18 protein-coding genes are annotated in these 16,561 nt (G+C 66.7%); 7 read left to right on the top strand and 11 right to left on the bottom strand.

Annotated elements, in window-relative coordinates:
• The first annotated feature begins 59 nt into the window (after positions 1-59).
• The gene (locus ACV22Z_RS10695; RefSeq protein WP_448076260.1) at positions 60-1,142 is read left to right on the top strand and encodes an NlpC/P60 family protein; all 1,083 of its coding nucleotides are present in this window, start codon (positions 60-62) and stop codon (positions 1,140-1,142) included.
• Between the two features lie 406 nt (positions 1,143-1,548).
• Here the strand turns inward: ACV22Z_RS10695 and ACV22Z_RS10690 are convergent, their stop codons facing one another.
• The 10 genes from ACV22Z_RS10690 to ACV22Z_RS10645 all read right to left on the bottom strand — a co-directional run bounded on the left by ACV22Z_RS10690 (position 1,549) and on the right by ACV22Z_RS10645 (position 9,424).
• The gene (locus tag ACV22Z_RS10690; protein ID WP_448076259.1) at positions 1,549-2,559 is read right to left on the bottom strand and encodes an anion permease; all 1,011 of its coding nucleotides are present in this window, start codon (positions 2,557-2,559) and stop codon (positions 1,549-1,551) included.
• A 10-nt stretch (positions 2,560-2,569) separates the two neighbouring features.
• Complete coding sequence (locus ACV22Z_RS10685; protein ID WP_448076258.1) at positions 2,570-3,196, bottom strand: DUF47 domain-containing protein; 627 nt, start codon at positions 3,194-3,196, stop codon at positions 2,570-2,572.
• Positions 3,197-3,335: 139 nt separating this feature from the next.
• Positions 3,336-4,718, bottom strand: coding sequence for a replicative DNA helicase (locus ACV22Z_RS10680; protein ID WP_448076257.1), 1,383 nt, complete (start codon positions 4,716-4,718; stop codon positions 3,336-3,338).
• Positions 4,719-4,858: 140 nt separating this feature from the next.
• A complete protein-coding gene (rplI, locus tag ACV22Z_RS10675; protein ID WP_448076256.1) occupies positions 4,859-5,311 on the bottom strand; it encodes a 50S ribosomal protein L9 in 453 nt (150 codons plus the stop codon).
• A 27-nt stretch (positions 5,312-5,338) separates the two neighbouring features.
• On the bottom strand, positions 5,339-5,614 hold the full coding sequence (gene rpsR, locus ACV22Z_RS10670) for a 30S ribosomal protein S18 (protein WP_004193360.1): 276 nt from the start codon (positions 5,612-5,614) through the stop codon (positions 5,339-5,341).
• Positions 5,615-5,616: 2 nt separating this feature from the next.
• Positions 5,617-5,916, bottom strand: coding sequence for a primosomal replication protein N (gene priB, locus ACV22Z_RS10665; protein ID WP_448076255.1), 300 nt, complete (start codon positions 5,914-5,916; stop codon positions 5,617-5,619).
• A gap of 40 nt (positions 5,917-5,956) precedes the next feature.
• Positions 5,957-6,331 carry a 30S ribosomal protein S6 gene (gene rpsF, locus ACV22Z_RS10660; protein ID WP_006402295.1) on the bottom strand — a complete coding sequence of 125 codons (375 nt, stop codon included), beginning with the start codon at positions 6,329-6,331 and terminating at the stop codon, positions 5,957-5,959.
• A 287-nt stretch (positions 6,332-6,618) separates the two neighbouring features.
• Positions 6,619-7,485, bottom strand: coding sequence for an anti-sigma factor family protein (locus ACV22Z_RS10655; protein WP_448076254.1), 867 nt, complete (start codon positions 7,483-7,485; stop codon positions 6,619-6,621).
• On the bottom strand, positions 7,475-8,158 hold the full coding sequence (locus ACV22Z_RS10650; protein ID WP_448076253.1) for an RNA polymerase sigma factor: 684 nt from the start codon (positions 8,156-8,158) through the stop codon (positions 7,475-7,477). The genes ACV22Z_RS10655 and ACV22Z_RS10650 overlap by 11 nt, the downstream gene beginning before the upstream one ends.
• Positions 8,159-8,512: 354 nt before the next feature.
• Positions 8,513-9,424 carry a LysR family transcriptional regulator gene (locus ACV22Z_RS10645; protein ID WP_448076252.1) on the bottom strand — a complete coding sequence of 304 codons (912 nt, stop codon included), beginning with the start codon at positions 9,422-9,424 and terminating at the stop codon, positions 8,513-8,515.
• A 166-nt stretch (positions 9,425-9,590) separates the two neighbouring features.
• Here ACV22Z_RS10645 and gcl point away from each other — a divergent pair, with 166 nt between their 5' ends.
• From gcl to lysM, 4 genes are all read left to right on the top strand, one after another.
• Positions 9,591-11,366, top strand: a complete 1,776-nt coding sequence (gene gcl / locus ACV22Z_RS10640) for a glyoxylate carboligase (RefSeq protein ID WP_448076251.1) — start codon at positions 9,591-9,593, stop codon at positions 11,364-11,366.
• 41 nt (positions 11,367-11,407) lie between these two features.
• The gene (hyi, locus tag ACV22Z_RS10635; RefSeq protein ID WP_448076250.1) at positions 11,408-12,217 is read left to right on the top strand and encodes a hydroxypyruvate isomerase; all 810 of its coding nucleotides are present in this window, start codon (positions 11,408-11,410) and stop codon (positions 12,215-12,217) included.
• 26 nt (positions 12,218-12,243) lie between these two features.
• On the top strand, positions 12,244-13,164 hold the full coding sequence (locus ACV22Z_RS10630) for a 2-hydroxy-3-oxopropionate reductase (protein ID WP_448076392.1): 921 nt from the start codon (positions 12,244-12,246) through the stop codon (positions 13,162-13,164).
• A 448-nt stretch (positions 13,165-13,612) separates the two neighbouring features.
• Positions 13,613-14,083, top strand: a complete 471-nt coding sequence (gene lysM / locus ACV22Z_RS10625) for a peptidoglycan-binding protein LysM (RefSeq protein WP_448076249.1) — start codon at positions 13,613-13,615, stop codon at positions 14,081-14,083.
• A 126-nt stretch (positions 14,084-14,209) separates the two neighbouring features.
• Here lysM and ACV22Z_RS10620 read toward each other — a convergent pair whose 3' ends face one another.
• The gene (locus tag ACV22Z_RS10620; RefSeq protein ID WP_448076248.1) at positions 14,210-15,229 is read right to left on the bottom strand and encodes an asparaginase; all 1,020 of its coding nucleotides are present in this window, start codon (positions 15,227-15,229) and stop codon (positions 14,210-14,212) included.
• 272 nt (positions 15,230-15,501) lie between these two features.
• Here ACV22Z_RS10620 and ACV22Z_RS10615 point away from each other — a divergent pair, with 272 nt between their 5' ends.
• Both ACV22Z_RS10615 and ACV22Z_RS10610 read left to right on the top strand, forming a co-directional pair.
• On the top strand, positions 15,502-15,792 hold the full coding sequence (locus ACV22Z_RS10615; RefSeq protein WP_448076247.1) for a PsiF family protein: 291 nt from the start codon (positions 15,502-15,504) through the stop codon (positions 15,790-15,792).
• A 328-nt stretch (positions 15,793-16,120) separates the two neighbouring features.
• Positions 16,121-16,561, top strand: a complete 441-nt coding sequence (locus tag ACV22Z_RS10610) for a hypothetical protein (protein ID WP_448076246.1) — start codon at positions 16,121-16,123, stop codon at positions 16,559-16,561.

Here is a 16,561-nt window from a genome sequence, read left to right as displayed (position 1 = left end):
ACTATCGGGCCTATCCGTCGTCATACGATTCGCGAGCGCGCCGCGCTCGCCTGCCTGTCATGCTTCGAATCTGGGTTCCCGTCGCCGTCGTGTCGCTGCTTGCGGCCTGCTCCAGCGTGCCGCCGCAGTCGGCGTCGCGCTCGTCGGGGATGACGATCACGACGCCCCGCGCGTTCCCGCCCCCCGCCAATCTCCCGAAATTCGTCGACCACAGCGTCGGCCAGGAAGAAATCTCGATCCAGGCGATGAGCCTCGTCGGCGTGCCGTACCGCTGGGGCGGCAACACGCCGGCCAGCGGCTTCGACTGCAGCGGGCTCGTGCGCTACGTGATCGGCCGCGCGGCGGACGTGGACCTGCCGCGCACGACCGCGGACATGAGCGGCCGCGGCATGTCGATCGACCCGGACCAGGTCGCGCCGGGCGACCTGATCTTCTTCAACACGACCGGGCGGCCGCATTCGCACGTCGGCATCTATGTCGGCAAGCTGCGCTTCGTCAATGCGCCGTCGACGGGCGGCACCGTGCGGCTCGACTACCTGACGAATCCTTACTGGGCGAAACGCTTCGACGGCATTCGCCGCGTCGCGCCGCCGAAGGCGAAGCCGACGCCGTTCGATGCGCCGACCTACGAAGCGCGGCGCGATGTTCCGCGTGCGCAGCCGGCAGCACCGGCGCCTGTCCTGGCGGCCGTCGCGCCGAGGCAGCCGGCCGACGCGGCTGCACCGCCGAGCGTGGCACCGCAGTCGCCGGCCACGACGGCTGCACCGACGACTCCGGCAACGTCGACCGCACCGGTGCTTCAGGCGGCAGCCGCCGATCCGTACGAGCCTCCGCCACCGCGCATGCTGGCGGCCCAGCAGCAGGCGGCATCCGTGAATGACGTTGCGACGACAACGGCAAGCCCGTCGCGAGCCGGCGCCGCCGAGGTCGGCACGCCGATTCCGACGACCGCCCTGACTGCCGCCGAAGCCGCCGCATTCGATTCGGAACCGCCGCCCTCTGCCCCGGCGACACGCCAGGCGAGCACCGTCGAGCCCGACGGCATCCAGGTACTGCGCGCATCGACGCAATCCGCCCCAGTCAGCCCGCGCACCGGCACGGCCGACGACCCGATCGCCCGCTTCGCGAACGGCACCTACTGATACAGGACGCTCTCGTCGCACCGCCCGATGCGCGGCGTAACGGTTAGCCAGCCCGACCTGCCTGCCTGCCTGCCTGCCGCGCCATCGTCACGCGTCGTGCACCGCAGTCGACGACACACGCCGTGCATCGCCTCAACCCACCCGCAGTCAACGTGCTGCACGCTGCGTGCATTCGTCGCGCCGTGCAAACTGCCGGCCGGATTTTCCCGACACGCACGGCGGCGTCATCGCGAGCGCCGCCGGATCACCCGTGCGATGCCGGCCGTTCGCAAGCGATGCCTCCGCGACATCCACACAACCGAGGTGCGCCGCCCTCGCCCGATACGCGCGCATGAAAAAAGCGCCACAGCCTGTCGGCATGCGGCGCTTTTGGGATCGAAGCGGCAAGTGATGCGATATGACGCGATCAGAAGATCCGGTGGCCGAGCCACCAGCCGCCCGCCGCGAACAGCGCGGACGCCGGCAGCGTCAGCACCCACGCCCAGACGATGTTGCCGGCCACACCCCAGCGCACGGCCGACAGCTTCTGCGTCGCGCCGACACCGACGATCGCGCCGGTGATCGTGTGCGTGGTCGATACCGGGATGCCGAGGAACGACGCGATGAACAGCGTCATCGCACCGCCCGTCTCCGCGCAGAACCCGCCGACCGGCTTCAGCTTCGTGATCTTCTGGCCCATCGTGCGCACGATCCGCCAGCCGCCGAACAGCGTGCCGAGACCCATCGACAGATAGCACGCGCCGATCACCCACGCGGGCGGCGCATCGGCGGTGGCCGACGCATAGCCGGTCGCGATCAGCAGCATCCAGATGATGCCGATCGTCTTCTGCGCATCGTTGCCGCCGTGACCGAGGCTATACAGCCCGGCCGACAGCAGCTGCAGGCGGCGGAACCGCCGATCGACCTTGCTCGGCGCGGTGCGGAAATACAGCCACGACACGCCAAGCATGAACAGCGAACCGAGGATGAAACCGAGCAGCGGCGAGATGAAGATGAACGCGACCGTCTTCATCAGGCCGTCGATGTTCAGCGAGCCCCAGCCCGACTTTGCGAGCGCCGCGCCGACGAGACCGCCGATCAGCGCATGCGACGAGCTCGACGGAATCCCGTAGTACCAGGTGATGACGTTCCAGCCGATCGCACCGATGAGCGCGCCGAACACGACGTAATGGTCGACGATCTCAGGGTCGATCGTGCCTTTGCCGACGGTCTGCGCGACCTTCAGGTGGAAGATGAAATACGCGATGACGTTGAACGCGGAGGCAAACGCCACCGCCTGCTGCGGCTTCAGCACCCCGGTGGACACGACGGTGGCGATCGAGTTCGCCGCGTCGTGGAAGCCGTTCATGAAGTCGAATACGAGCGCGACGAGCACCAGCGCCGCGACCATCCATAGTGCGAGTTGTATCGAATGCATCGTAATCGGCTCAGGCGTTTTCCAGCACGATGCCTTCGATGATGTTCGCGACGTCCTCGCATTTGTCGGTGATCTCTTCGAGCAGCTCGTAGATCGCCTTCAGCTTGATCAGCGTCTTCACGTCGTCTTCTTCGCGGAACAGCTTCGACATCGCCGCACGCAGCACGCGGTCGGCTTCCGATTCCCAGCGGTCGATTTCCTCGCACGCCTTCAGGATCTGCGCGGACTGCTTCATGTCCGACAGCAGCGCGACGGCCTGCTGCACGTGCTGCGCGGCCTGCGTGACGATGTGCGCGAGCTGGCTCGCCTCGGAGGTCACCGAGCGCACGTCGTACAGCGACACGGCGGTCGCGACATCCTCCATCAGGTCGAGGATGTCGTCCATCGTCGTGATCAGCTTGTGGATCTCGTCGCGATCGAGCGGCGTGATGAACGTCTTGTGGAGCAAATCGATCACTTCGTGCGTCAGCTTGTCGGCGGCCTTCTCGGCCAACTGCACGTTTTGCTTGTGAATCTCGGCATCGGCGAGATTGTCGATCAGCAGTTCGAGCTCGCGGCCCGCGGCAACGATGTGCTTCGCGTGCGCATTGAAGTATTCAAAGAACTTGCCCTCGGTGGGCATGAATCGACCGAACATGGGATTCCTGGAGGATTGTCAAACGGCTGTCACGAAAATCGGCGACATTGTACCGTTTCCCGTCCGGCGCGCGCACGGGACACGCGCGCGCACCGCGACGGGATACAACGTTTCGTGAAATAGGGGTTTACATCCGGCGTCACTCGCCGTAGAAGGTCTGCGCCCCGGCAAAATTGTCGAACTTCGTGTATTGGCCGAGGAACGTGAGCCGAACGGGCCCGATCGGGCCGTTACGCTGCTTGCCGATGATGATTTCGGCAGTGCCCTTGTCCGGGCTGTCCGGGTTGTAGACTTCGTCCCGGTAGATGAACAGGATCACGTCCGCATCCTGTTCGATTGCGCCGGATTCCCGCAGGTCCGACATCACCGGACGCTTGTTGGGCCGTTGTTCGAGACCACGGTTCAACTGCGACAACGCGATCACCGGCACGTCGAGCTCCTTTGCGAGGCTCTTCAGCGACCGGGAAATTTCCGAGATTTCGGTCGCGCGGTTCTCGCCCGACGACGAACCCGACATCAGCTGCAGGTAGTCGACGATGATCAGCCCGAGCTTGCCGCACTGGCGCGCAAGGCGCCGCGCGCGCGAGCGCAGTTCCATCGGGTTCAGGCCGCCCGTCTCGTCAATGAAGAGCTGCGCCTCGCTCATCTTCTGCACCGCATGCGTGAGCTTCGGCCAATCCTCGTCGGTGAGACGCCCGGTCCGCATCCGATGCTGGTCGAGTCGGCCTATCGAGCCGAGCATACGCATCACGAGCTGGGTGCCCGGCATTTCCATCGAGAACACCGCGACCGGCAGCCCGTATTCCACGGCGACGTATTCGCCGATGTTCATCGAGAAGGCTGTCTTACCCATCGACGGACGCCCCGCCACGATGATCAGCTCGCCGCCGTGCATCCCCGACGTCATCCGGTCGAGATCGACGAAGCCCGTCGGCGTGCCGGTGACGTCACTCGGGTTCGCGGTGTGATACAGCGTGTCGATCCGCTCGACGACCTGCGTGAGCAGCGGGCCGATCTCGAGGAAGCCGTTGTTGCCGCGCGCGCCCTCTTCAGCGATCGAGAACACCTTCGCTTCGGCTTCGTCGAGCAGCTGACGGACTTCCTTGCCCTGCGGATTGAACGCATCGGCGGAAATCTCGTCCGCGACGGACACGAGGCGGCGCAGCACCGCGCGATCGCGCACGATCTCCGCATAGCGGCGAATGTTCGCCGCACTCGGCGTGTTTTGCGCGAGCGCGTTCAGGTAGGCGAGCCCGCCGACGTCGTCCGCCTTGCCCGACGTGGTCAGCGCTTCATATACCGTCACCACGTCGGCCGGGCGCGTCGCCGCGATCAGGCGGCCGATGTGCTCGTAGATGATCCGGTGGTCGTAGCGATAGAAATCGCCCTGCGACAGGAAATCGGCAATCCGGTCCCACGCCGCGTTGTCGAGCAACAGGCCGCCCAGCACCGACTGTTCGGCTTCGACCGAGTGCGGCGGGACTTTCAGCGATTCGATTTGAGGATCTTGCGGCGCGTTCATGGGTTGGGATTATCGCGAATTGAGCGCGGGGACGCCAGCCGGTCGCCGGCTGCCGGACAACAAAAAAGGCAGGCCCCGGTTACCCGGGCGCCTGCCCTTCATCCGGGCGGCGGGAGCCGCCCGGCAAGACTGCGTACGCGTTAAGCGTGGTCGCCGATCACGTTGACCGTGACGTCGACGACGACGTCCGTGTGCAGCGCGACCTGGACAGCGTGCTCGCCGATCATCTTCAGCGGGCCTTCCGGCATGCGAACCTGTGCCTTCTCGACGTCGTAGCCTGCCTTCTTCAGCAGTTCAGCGACGTCCGCGTTCGTGACCGAGCCGAACAGACGGCCGTCAACGCCCGACTTCTGCGTGATTTCGAACGACTGGCCTGCCAGCTTCTCGCCGACTGCCTGCGAAGCCGCCAGCTTTTCAGCGGCGATCTTCTCGAGCTCTGCACGGCGCACTTCGAATTCGGCGATCGCTTCCTTCGTTGCGCGGCGAGCCTTGCGGTTCGGAATCAGGAAGTTGCGTGCGTAACCGTCCTTGACCTTGACGATGTCGCCCAGGTTGCCCAGATTGGCGACTTTTTCCAACAGAATGATTTGCATTCGAATTCTCCTTATTGCGTCGCCTGATTACGCCTTGTGCTGATCGGTGTACGGCAGCAGCGCGAGGAAACGCGCACGCTTGATAGCCGTATCCAGCTGACGCTGATAGTGCGCCTTCGTACCCGTCAGGCGAGCCGGCGTGATCTTGCCGTTTTCGCCGATGAAGTCCTTCAGCGTTTCCGTGTCCTTGTAGTCGATCTGCTCGACGCCGGCTGCCGTGAAGCGGCAGAACTTCTTGCGCTTGAAGAGCGGGTTTTGTTGCTGACGACGCTTGTCGAATTTCTTACCAGTGGGGCGGGCCATGTTCAGTCCTTTCCAATGTCCTGCAATGCTGTGATGTGAAACACCAAGGTTCTCGCGTTGCGGCCTTTCTTTGCCAGGAAGCCCGTGAACAGCGTCTCGACGCCCATTTCACGGCTCTCCAGCCTGCCGCTCGCCTCACCGGCCGCCACCGCCTCGATCGTCATTTCGACCTGACGGGGAATGCCTGCCTCGACGACTTCCGTGCGGTGATGCAATGTAGCGCTTGCGATCGGAACGCCGGCGGGGGTGTACCGCACCGGTGCGCGCTCGACGACGCTAGCGATCAATTGCAGCCTGTTCACGTGAGTGGCGCGCTCCTTGGTGGCTTAAATGACTAAAAGCTTAAGCCTGCGCTTCGGTCGGCTGAGCAGCAGCCGCCTTCTTGGCTTCTTCGCGCTGAACTTCCTTCATCATCGGCGACGGGCCGGTCTCGGCCTTCTTCATCTTGACGATGAGGTGACGCAGCACGGCGTCGTTGAACTTGAACGCGTGTTCGAGTTCGTCGAGCGTCGTCTGGTCGCACTCGATGTTCATGCAGACGTAGTGAGCCTTCGCGAGTTTCTCGATCATGTAGGCCAGCTGGCGACGGCCCCAGTCTTCGACACGGTGGATCTGGCCGCCGTGCGACGTGATCGTGGTCTTGTAACGCTCGATCATCGCGGGCACTTGCTCGCTCTGATCGGGGTGCACGATGAAGACGATTTCGTAATGACGCATTGCACACTCCTTGTGGATTGAAGCCACCCGGGCGTCTGAACCGGTGTGGCAAGTGAGAAGCCGAAGATTCTAACCCGGATATGGGTCGCGTGCAAGGTTCATCGACGCTTCTTCATCGATGCCTTGCCGCGCGATTCGGCCGTGTTTTCAACGACTTGTGCCGCACGGGCGGTACCCGGCAATTGGTCGTGGCGTCCGGCGGCGGCGTCCGCGCGGCGCTGTCGGCCACGCGGGTCGCTATGGGAGCGAGATAGGGGCGAGATGGGGACACAACGCGTATCGCGGCGTCATTCAGTGCCCGGCACGCCGAGGCGCGCATTCAGCGCGACCTTGAACGCCGCGAGCGCGGACGGTTCGGCATCGGTCACGGCCCACCACGTCATGCCGGCCGCGTCCCAGCGGTCGAGCGCGTAACCCTGCGACACGGTCGCAAACGGTGCCGCCGCCCCGCCCTCCCCGGACGGCCTCACGTAGACGTCGATCACGTGCTGCCGGTAGCGGTACACGAGCACCGCGACGCGACGCTGCCCGACGTAGTCGAGCCGGCCGCCCGCGAGCACGAAGCCGTTCGCGGCGAGATCCTCGACGGGCGGCGCATAGTCGAGGCGTCCGTTGAACCACGGCTTGACCGTATGCCGGTCGGTCGAGATCACGTCGATGTCGCGCGCCGACAGGCCTGCCCGCACGTGGCTCGCGACGAGTTCGTCGACGGTGCGGTCGGTCGCCGCGCGATGCGCGGACAGCGTCATCCCCGCAGCCGCCGCGAGCGCGATCACGAGTGCGACGCCCCAGCCGGCGCCGGGCAGCGCGATGGCGCCAGGCCACGGCCGGCCGGCCGACTGGCCGCGCTCGCCACTCGACTGGCCGCGCTGGCCGAGCCGCCCGAGCCAATCGAACCAGCCCGTTGCGCGCGCGGGCGGGCGCGGCGCGTCGGCCGCAGGCGGCAAGCCCGCCAAGATGCGCGCGCGCAGCGCGTCCGGCGCGCGGTGGTATTCGGCCCGGCGCACCGCCTGGCTGAGCGCGACGATCCGGTCGCGCTCGCGGCGGCACGCGTCGCACGCGTCGACGTGCTGCTGGATCCGCAACGCGTCGGGCGCCGACAACTCGCGGTCGACATCCGCGCCGAGCAGTTCGCGCGCTTCGTTACAGTCCATCGATGGCCTCCGATGCCGTTCCGGCTCCCGGCGCACCGCCCGCCGCGCTTCCGCCCGGCGGCGCCGCCGCAGCATGTGCCGCGTCCCGCGCCGGCTCGCCGCACACGCCTTCGAGCAGCGCGGCGAGCCGGCGGCGGCCGCGCGCGAGCCGCGACATCACCGTGCCTACCGGCACGTCCGCGATCGCCGCGATCTCGCGGTAGCTCAGGTCTTCCATTTCACGCAGCACGAGCACTTCCCGATATTCGGTCGGCAGCTTCGCGAGCGCGGCATTCACGAGGCGGGCGTCCTCGCCGCGCAACAACTGTGCGAGCGGGTCTTCCGCGGCCGGATGCCAGTCGTCGGGCGACTCCGTGCCGTCGAGCGTGTCGGGCATCGCCACTTCGTGCGCGTGCGTGCGCCGCCCCCATTCCGTGTACCAGGTGTGGCGCACGATCGTCAGCAGCCACGGCCGCGCGTTGTCGCCATGGCAGCCATCGACGAAGCGCAGCGCGCGCACGCACGCCTCCTGGACGACGTCCTCAGCGTCGCTTGCATTGCCGCTCAGCCAGCGCGCGAGGTTGTACGCGGCGTCCAGATGCGGCAGCACGAGCGCGCGAAAGCGTTCGCCGCGCGCCGCGGCGCCGCCGTCATCCATCGCCCGTTCGTCGACCCCCCGGCCGGATTGCCCCACGTCGCCTCCTCGTTGATCCGCGCGGCCGCGGCCGCCTCCGTCCGGCGTGCGGTGCCCGGACAGACTGGCGATACGCACGCGGTCACACCTATTTACCGCCCGTGGATCGAGTTTATTCCCGCCGAACACGCGCGGAGACGAAAAATATTCCGGGAATGGCGGCCGCGCTCGGCCGGTATCACAGGCACACGCCTACGTCATTACCCGCACAGGTGCCGCCATGCCATACGCTCTCCCGTTCCCGAAGCACCCCGATTCCCGCGCGGCCAGCCGCACCCGCCGCGGCGAACTCCGCGCCCGCGCCGCCCGCCGCCGCGCCCGGTCCTGCCCCGGCCGCTGCCGCGTTCCGCGCGGCTATGGCGTGCCGCTCCAGTAACCGGGGCGCGCATACGCGTCGCGCAGGTAGTCGATGAAATAGCGCACGCGCGCGGGCACGTAGCGCTGCTGCGGGTAGACGGCGAGGATGTCGTAGTCGGGCAGCGCGTATTCGTCGAGCACGGTCTCGAGCTCGCCCGTCTCGAGCTGCGCGGCGATCTCCCAGGTCGAGCGCCAGCCGAGCCCGAGCCCTTCCGACGCCCAGCGGTGCAGCAGTTCGCCGTCGTTGCAGTCGAGGCTGCCCGTCACGCGCATCGTGACGATCTTGCCGTTGCGCTGGAAATACCAGCCGCGGTTCTGGCCGCCCTGCAGGTTGAACGCGAGGCAGTTGTGCGTGAGCAGGTCGTCGAGCGTCTTCGGGCGGCCGTGCCGGCGGAAGTAATCCGGTGTGCCGCACACGACGCGCCGGTTCGACGCGAGCTTCACCGCGACGAAATTCGGATCGACCGCGCCGCCGATCCGGATCGACAGGTCGTAGCCTTCGCGCACGAGGTCGACGACCCGGTCGGTCAGGTTGAACGACAGCTGCATGTCCGGCTTGTCGGCGAGAAAGCCCGGCGCGTGCGGCGCAACATGCTTGCGCCCGAACGCGGCCGGCGCCGACACGATCAGGTGGCCGCTCACCGAGCGCCGCCCGGCGGCCAGCTCGTTCTCGGCCTGGTCCCATTCGGCGAGCAGCCCGCGGCACCGCTCGAGGAACGCCGCGCCCTCCTCGCTGACGACGAGCCGCCGCGTCGAGCGGTACATCAGCTTCACGCCGAGGCGCTTCTCCAGCGCGTCGATGCGCCGGCCGAGCACGACGGGCGACACGCCCTCCTCGAGCGCGGCCGCCGCGAGGCTGCCCGCGTCCGCGACCCGCACGAACGTCTCGATCTGCTTGAAGCGGTCCATCTCACGTCTCCTGCGTGACGGCCGGGCGAAGCCCGCAACACCGTCATTCAATACTTTTAGTTTCGAAAAAAGCGACTCCGGCTGATCTTATCAAACCTTTGATGCATCCCTAAAGTGTGTCCAACAGACCGATTCGCAAGATCCGCAAACATTCAAGGAGACATCCATGGCCAAGATGAGAGCCGTCGACGCCGCAGTACTCGTGCTCGAGAAGGAAGGCATCCAGACCGCGTTCGGCGTGCCGGGCGCCGCGATCAACCCGTTCTACTCCGCGATGCGCAAATCGGGCGGCATCAGCCACGTGCTGGCCCGCCACGTCGAGGGCGCGTCGCACATGGCCGAAGGCTATACGCGCGCCGCGCCGGGCAACATCGGCGTGTGCATCGGCACGTCGGGCCCGGCCGGCACCGACATGGTCACGGGCCTCTACTCGGCGTCCGCCGACTCGATCCCGATCCTCGCGATCACGGGCCAGGCGCCGCGCGCCCGCCTGTACAAGGAAGATTTCCAGGCGGTCGACATCGAGTCGATCGCGAAGCCCGTCACCAAGTGGGCCGTCACCGTGCGCGAGCCGGCGCTCGTGCCGCGCGTGTTCCAGCAGGCGTTCCACCTGATGCGCTCGGGCCGCCCGGGCCCGGTGCTCGTCGACCTGCCGATCGACGTACAGCTCGCCGAAATCGAATTCGATATCGACACGTACGAGCCGCTGCCCGTCTACAAGCCCGCGGCCACCCGCGCGCAGATCGAGAAGGCGCTCGCGATGCTCAACGACGCGGACAAGCCGCTGATCGTGTCGGGCGGCGGCGTGCTCAACGCGGCGGCCGAGGACCTGCTCGTCACGTTCGCGGAAACGATCGGCGTGCCGGTGATCCCGACGCTGATGTCGTGGGGCGCGATTCCGGACGACCACCCGCTGATGGCCGGCATGGTCGGCCTGCAGACGTCGCACCGCTACGGCAACGCGACGATGCTCGCTTCCGACTTCGTGCTCGGCATCGGCAACCGCTGGGCGAACCGCCACACCGGCAGCGTCGACGTCTATACGAAGGGCCGCAAGTTCGTGCACGTCGACATCGAGCCGACGCAGATCGGCCGCGTGTTCGGCCCGGATCTCGGCATCGTGTCGGACGCGAAGGCTGCGCTGGAGCTGTTCGTCGCGGTCGCGCAGGAATGGAAGGCCGCCGGCAAGCTGAAGGATCGCAGCGCGTGGGTCGCCGAATGCCAGGAACGCAAGCGCACGCTGCAGCGCAAGACCCACTTCGACAACGTGCCGGTCAAGCCGCAGCGCGTGTACGAAGAAATGAACAAGGTGTTCGGCCGCGACACGTGCTACGTCAGCACGATCGGCCTGTCGCAGATCGCCGCCGCGCAGTTCCTGCACGTGTTCAAGGCGCGCAACTGGATCAACTGCGGCCAGGCCGGCCCGCTCGGCTGGACGATCCCCGCCGCGCTCGGCGTGCGTGCGGCCGATCCGAGCCGTCCGATCGTCGCGCTGTCGGGCGACTACGACTTCCAGTTCATGATCGAGGAACTGGCGGCCGGCGCGCAGTTCAAGCTGCCGTACGTGCACGTCGTCGTGAACAACTCGTACCTCGGGCTGATCCGCCAGGCGCAGCGCGCGTTCGACATGGACTACTGCGTGCAGCTCGCGTTCGACAACGTGAACGCACCGGAACTGAACGGCTATGGCGTCGATCACGTCGCGGTGGCCGAAGGCCTCGGCTGCAAGGCGTTGCGCGTGTTCAAGCCGGAAGAGATCGAGCCGGCGCTGAAGCAGGCGCAGGCACTCGCGGAGGAGTTCAGCGTGCCGGTGGTCGTCGAGGTGATCCTCGAGCGCGTAACGAACATTTCGATGGGCACCGAGATCGACGCGATCAACGAGTTCGAGGATCTCGCCGAAAAGGCCGAACACGCGCCGACCGCGATCTCGCTGCTCGACTGACCCACCCTTCTTTTGACTGACCGACCGAAGAGGCTTAGCTCATGCCGAAGTTTGCTGCAAACCTGACCATGCTGTTCAACGAAGTGCCGTTCCTCGACCGCTTCAAGGCGGCCGCCGACGCGGGCTTCGACGCCGTCGAGTTCCTGTTCCCGTATCCGTACGCGAAAGAGGAACTCGCCGAGCAGCTCGAGACGCACCGTCTGCGCCTCGTGCTGCACAACCTGCCCGCCGGCAACTGGGATCAGGGCGAGCGCGGCATCGCGTGCCTGCCCGATCGCGTCGGCGAATTCCAGGAAGGCGTCGGCCGTGCGATCGAGTATGCGAAGGCGCTGAAGGTGCCGCAGCTGAACTGCCTGGTCGGGATCCCGTCGGCGAGCACGCCGCGCGACAAGACCTTCGTCACAATCGTCGACAACCTGCGCTTCGCCGCCGATGCGCTGAAGCGCGAAGGCATCCGCCTGCTCGTCGAGCCGTGCAACAGCTTCGACATCCCGGGCTTCGCGCTGAACCGCTCGGCCGAAGGGCTCGACGTGATCCGCGCGGTCGGCTCGGACAACCTGTTCCTGCAGTACGACATCTATCACATGCAACGCATGGAAGGCGAACTGGCCGCGACGATCGAACGCAACCTCGCATCGATCGGCCACGTTCAGCTCGCGGACAACCCGGGCCGCAACGAGCCGGGTACGGGCGAGATCAACTACGCGTTCCTGTTCGCGCTGCTCGACCGGCTCGGCTATGCCGGCCATGTCGGCTGCGAATACAAGCCCCGCACTACCACGACGGAAGGGCTCGGCTGGCTGCAAAGCGTCGCCGGCTGCGCACCGGGCTCGGCGCGCCGCGCCGCCTGAGATCCGCCCTTCCCGCTTTCGCCCCTATAGGAGACTTTCACATGGCAACCATTGGTTTCATCGGCCTCGGCATCATGGGCGCGCACATGGCGCGCAACCTGCTCAAGGGCGACCACCAGCTCGTCGTGAACGGTGCGTTCCCGATCCCGGACGACCTGCGCGCGAGCGCGAAGGTGGTCGCGAACTCGACCGAAGTCGCGCAGAACGCGGACGTCATCATCTCGATGGTGCCGGACACGCCCGACGTGCGTAACGTGCTGTTCGCCGACGACGGCGTCGCGAAGGGCCTGACGGCCGGCAAGCTCGTGATCGACATGAGCTCGATCTCGCCGCTCGACACGCAGGCATTCGCGAAGGACATCAACGCACTCGGCTGCGACTACCTCGACGCGCCGGTGTCCGGCGGCGAAGTCGGCGCACGCGAAGCAACGCTGACGATCATGGTCGGCGGCCCGGAACAGGCGTTCGAGCGCGCGAAGCCGCTGTTCGAGAAGATGGGCAAGAACATCACGCTGGTCGGCGACAACGGCGCGGGCCAGACCTGCAAGGTTGCGAACCAGATCATCGTCGCGCTGAACATCGAGGCCGTCGGCGAAGCGCTGCTGTTCGCCGCACGCTCGGGTGCCGATCCGGAACGCGTTCGCCAGGCGCTGATGGGCGGCTTCGCCGCGTCGCGCATCCTCGAGGTGCATGGCGCTCGCATGACGAAGCGCACGTTCGATCCGGGCTTCCGCATCGAGCTGCACCAGAAGGACCTGAACCTCGCGCTCGACGGCGCACGCAAGCTCGGCCTCGCGCTGCCGCACACGGCGAGCGCGCAGCAGCTGTTCAGCGTCTGCGCGGCGCACGGCGGCAAGGCATGGGATCACTCGGGCCTCGTGCGCGCGCTCGAGATCATGTCGAACTTCGAGATCGCGCAACCGCAAGCCGACACGAAGGCCGCGTAAGCGCGCCAATCGCCGCCCGCGCCCGCGGGCGGCACGAATATCGACGATGCGTTCCGCCACGCCGGAAACGCATCGATGCGCGACAGTCTCGCGCATCACGGTGGGGCGTCCCGCTGCGCAACTCAACCGAGCGCGGCGGGACGAAAAGCGCCGCTCTGGGCTGAGAGCGGCGTGGTGGGGTCCGCAGCGGCACCCGGCGACGCCGGGGAAGCCTTGGTCGGTCAGACGTCGTCGTCGGGTGTCCGTCTGTCGGATTTCACGTCTTACATTTCTTTACGTTCACGCGCGCAATTGTTCATGCATTTGACGCGGCGAACGCCTACACTTTCGCCACGCCTTTCGAGAAAACCACCGCGCTTGCGTTCGCCTCTGACGATCACGCCCAGCGCGGTGTTTTTTTCGCCACTTCACGGCGCGTTTTCTTTTCAACCACCTAAGGAGTGCAACGATGGGTCTTCTTTCGTTTATTAAAGAGGCGGGTGAAAAACTGCTCGGCAAGAGCGACGAACAGGCAGCAACCGATCCGAATGCCGCGAACCAGACCGCGGCCGATGCGATCAAGCACTACATCGACACGCAGGGTCTCGACACGTCGAACCTGACGGTCGCGTTCGACGGCGCGTCGCGCACCGTCACGCTGTCGGGCAGCGTCGCCGACCTCGACACGAAGGCGAAGGTCAAGGTCGCGGCCGGCAACGTCCAGGGCGTCGCGGGCGTCAACGACGACGACCTGCAGCCGGACGATCCGGAAGTCCAGTACCACGACGTCGAGTCCGGCGACAACCTGTGGAAGATCGCCGAGAAGTATTACGGCGACGGCACGAAGAACACGGTGATCTTCGAAGCGAACAAGCCGATGCTGTCGAGCCCGGACCGCATCTACCCGGGCCAGAAGCTCGTGATTCCGCCGCAGTCCTGAGCATTCGCGCAGCACCGCGCAGGATCAAAAACGACAAAGCAGGCCGATGGCCTGCTTTTTTATGCGCGCGGATGCGGTTCGCGCGATCCGCCGATCCGCCGATCCGCCGATCCGCCGATCCGTCGATCAGCAGGCGTCGAACAGCCGCTGCACGTCGCCGCGCGCGTGAATCCCGTTCGCGAGCGCGAGCATCAGCAGCACGCGCGCCTTGAACGGATTCAGCGAACCTGCGCTGACGAAGCCGAGCGCATCGTCGTTCGCGGCGCCGTTCTTCATCACGTGCCCCGAACCGACCCGCGACGCGCGCACCACGACGACACCCTGCTTCACCGCATCGGCGAGCGCCGCCTGCAGCGTCGCATGGATCGAGCCGTTGCCGGTGCCCGCAACGACGAGCCCGCGCACGCCGGCCGCGACGAGCGCATCGACGGCCGTGCGCGTGACGCCCGCGTAGCTCGCGACGACCTCGACCGGCGGCCATGCGCTGCCGATTGCCAGTTGCGTATCGCGCGAACGCGTGACGCGGCGCGCGAATTCGACGCGGCCATCCTGCACCCAGCCGAGCGCGCCGAGCTCCGGCGACTGGAACGCATCGACCGCGTACGTGCTCGTCTTCACGACATCGCGCGCGCCATGGATCCGGTTGTTGAACGCGACCAGCACGCCCTGCCCGCGCGCGGCCGGGTGAGTTGCGACCGTCACTGCGTTGAGCAGGTTGAGCGGTCCGTCGGACGACAGCGCGGTCGCCGGACGCATCGCCGCGGTCAGCACGACCGGCTTGTCACCCTGCACGGTCAGGTGCAGCGCATAGGCGGTTTCCTCGAGCGTGTCGGTGCCGTGCGTGATCACGATGCCGTCGACGGTGTCGTCGGCCATCAGCGCGGCGATCCGCGCGGCGAGCGTGTTCCACAGCGGCAGCGCCAGATCCTTGCTGTCGATGCTCGCAACCTGCTCGGCGCGGATCTGCGCGACCGACGCGAGCGCCGGCACCGCATCGAGCAGGAAGTTGACGCCGAGCGCGCCGGCCTGATAGCCGGCCGTGCTGGCCGCATCGGGTGCCGCCCCGGCGATGGTGCCGCCGGTGGCGAGAACAGCGATGCGCGGCAGCGCCGGCGACGAAGGGGAGGCCTGATTCGGAGTATTCATGGGCGCGATTGTAATGGCTCGCGATCCGCGTCCGATAGCCCCCGGCCGCAACGCCTGCGCAGCCCGAACCACACGGCTCTCATGGTTTGTCCGGATCGCACGGCGGCGCGAGCCGTCAACGCCCGCCGCGCGCGCCACGTTATAGGAAGTGCTGTTTTGGTGTTTTCACATTGATTCGCCATAATCGGAGCGCGCGGCGCGATGTGTCCCCACCTCGCGCCCTGCTTCGTGACGGCGTCAATAAAACGCAATTCACCCCATGGGAGTGTCAAATGAAAATCCAATCGCTCGTAGCCGCACTGCTCGTCGGCGGCATGCTCGCTTCCCCCGTGTTCGCAGCGAACAGCCAGCAGGACAAGATGAAGGCCTGTAATTCCCAGGCAGCCGGCAAGACGGGCGACGAACGCAAGGCGTTCATGAAGGACTGCCTGTCGGCCAAGCCGGCGAAGAAGATGTCGCAGCAGGACAAGATGAAGGCCTGCAACACCCAGGCCGGCGACAAGAAGGGCGACGACCGCAAGGCATTCATGAAGAGCTGCCTGAGCAGCCAGCCGGCCGCCTGAGTTCCGCCGCTCCCGCATCGATGCCGCGCACCGTTCCGACGGGCGCGGCATTGTTGTTTTCGTTGCCTGCGCACCCGATGCGACACGCGCGCATGACGCGCTGACGCCCCCGCGTCGCCTGCCGCCACGACGCGGCGCCGCCCTGCCGCCCGCCCCTCGCACGCCCCTCCGGCAGCGGACACATGCGCATCACGGATACCCGCCATATGGTGCGGCAATTCGCCGCGTTTTCTTCTATGATGGCTGCAACGCGGCCCATCCAAGCAAAAGAAGCGCCATCGGGCCGCCCTCGACACGGACGCGCACACCGCGTCAAACGGAGGCATGGATGGCATGGAGACAACACCGCTGGTTCCGCCGCTGGCTGATCGTGATCGTATTCTGGGCCGTGCCCGTCGCGATCGTTGCCGTGCGCGAAATCCGCGAGGAGATGGCCTACAACAAGGCCGACCTGCAGCTTGCGCTGACCACGTGGGAACTCACCGACGCGCAGCGCGCCGCCGGCGCCGCCGCGCGCTGTCACGGCGATCCTGACGAAGCCCGCGCAGCCGGCTGCCCGGCCGGCGTGCTGGCCGCCAACGCACCGCGCCAGCAGGCCGCCCGCGACGAATACGTGGTGCGCCGCAACACGCTCGCCAGCTATCTGTGGCACGCGTTCGTCGGCTATTGGGTCGTGCCGGCCGCGTTCCTGTTCGCGTGCGGTGTCGTGATCGCGCTGATCCGCCGCGCGCTGCGGCGGCCGCCGATCAAGCCGCCCGTCACGCATTGA

It is taken from the genome of Burkholderia sp. PU8-34 (genome assembly GCF_053427725.1).
The sequence above is the reverse complement of the archived record's forward strand: the minus strand, read 5'-3'. Positions and strand labels throughout refer to the sequence as shown.

Bases quoted from the DNA above. Each gene is read 5' to 3' on its own strand.
- ACV22Z_RS10695 (WP_448076260.1), top strand. From the start codon at position 60: ATGCTTCGAATCTGGGTTCCCGTCGCCGTCGTGTCGCTGCTTGCGGCC.
- ACV22Z_RS10690 (WP_448076259.1), bottom strand. From the start codon at position 2,559: ATGCATTCGATACAACTCGCACTATGGATGGTCGCGGCGCTGGTGCTC.
- ACV22Z_RS10685 (WP_448076258.1), bottom strand. From the start codon at position 3,196: ATGTTCGGTCGATTCATGCCCACCGAGGGCAAGTTCTTTGAATACTTC.
- ACV22Z_RS10680 (WP_448076257.1), bottom strand. From the start codon at position 4,718: ATGAACGCGCCGCAAGATCCTCAAATCGAATCGCTGAAAGTCCCGCCG.
- rplI (WP_448076256.1), bottom strand. From the start codon at position 5,311: ATGCAAATCATTCTGTTGGAAAAAGTCGCCAATCTGGGCAACCTGGGC.
- rpsR (WP_004193360.1), bottom strand. From the start codon at position 5,614: ATGGCCCGCCCCACTGGTAAGAAATTCGACAAGCGTCGTCAGCAACAA.
- rpsF (WP_006402295.1), bottom strand. From the start codon at position 6,331: ATGCGTCATTACGAAATCGTCTTCATCGTGCACCCCGATCAGAGCGAG.
- ACV22Z_RS10655 (WP_448076254.1), bottom strand. From the start codon at position 7,485: ATGGACTGTAACGAAGCGCGCGAACTGCTCGGCGCGGATGTCGACCGC.
- ACV22Z_RS10645 (WP_448076252.1), bottom strand. From the start codon at position 9,424: ATGGACCGCTTCAAGCAGATCGAGACGTTCGTGCGGGTCGCGGACGCG.
- gcl (WP_448076251.1), top strand. From the start codon at position 9,591: ATGGCCAAGATGAGAGCCGTCGACGCCGCAGTACTCGTGCTCGAGAAG.
- hyi (WP_448076250.1), top strand. From the start codon at position 11,408: ATGCCGAAGTTTGCTGCAAACCTGACCATGCTGTTCAACGAAGTGCCG.
- lysM (WP_448076249.1), top strand. From the start codon at position 13,613: ATGGGTCTTCTTTCGTTTATTAAAGAGGCGGGTGAAAAACTGCTCGGC.
- ACV22Z_RS10620 (WP_448076248.1), bottom strand. From the start codon at position 15,229: ATGAATACTCCGAATCAGGCCTCCCCTTCGTCGCCGGCGCTGCCGCGC.
- ACV22Z_RS10615 (WP_448076247.1), top strand. From the start codon at position 15,502: ATGAAAATCCAATCGCTCGTAGCCGCACTGCTCGTCGGCGGCATGCTC.
- ACV22Z_RS10610 (WP_448076246.1), top strand. From the start codon at position 16,121: ATGGCATGGAGACAACACCGCTGGTTCCGCCGCTGGCTGATCGTGATC.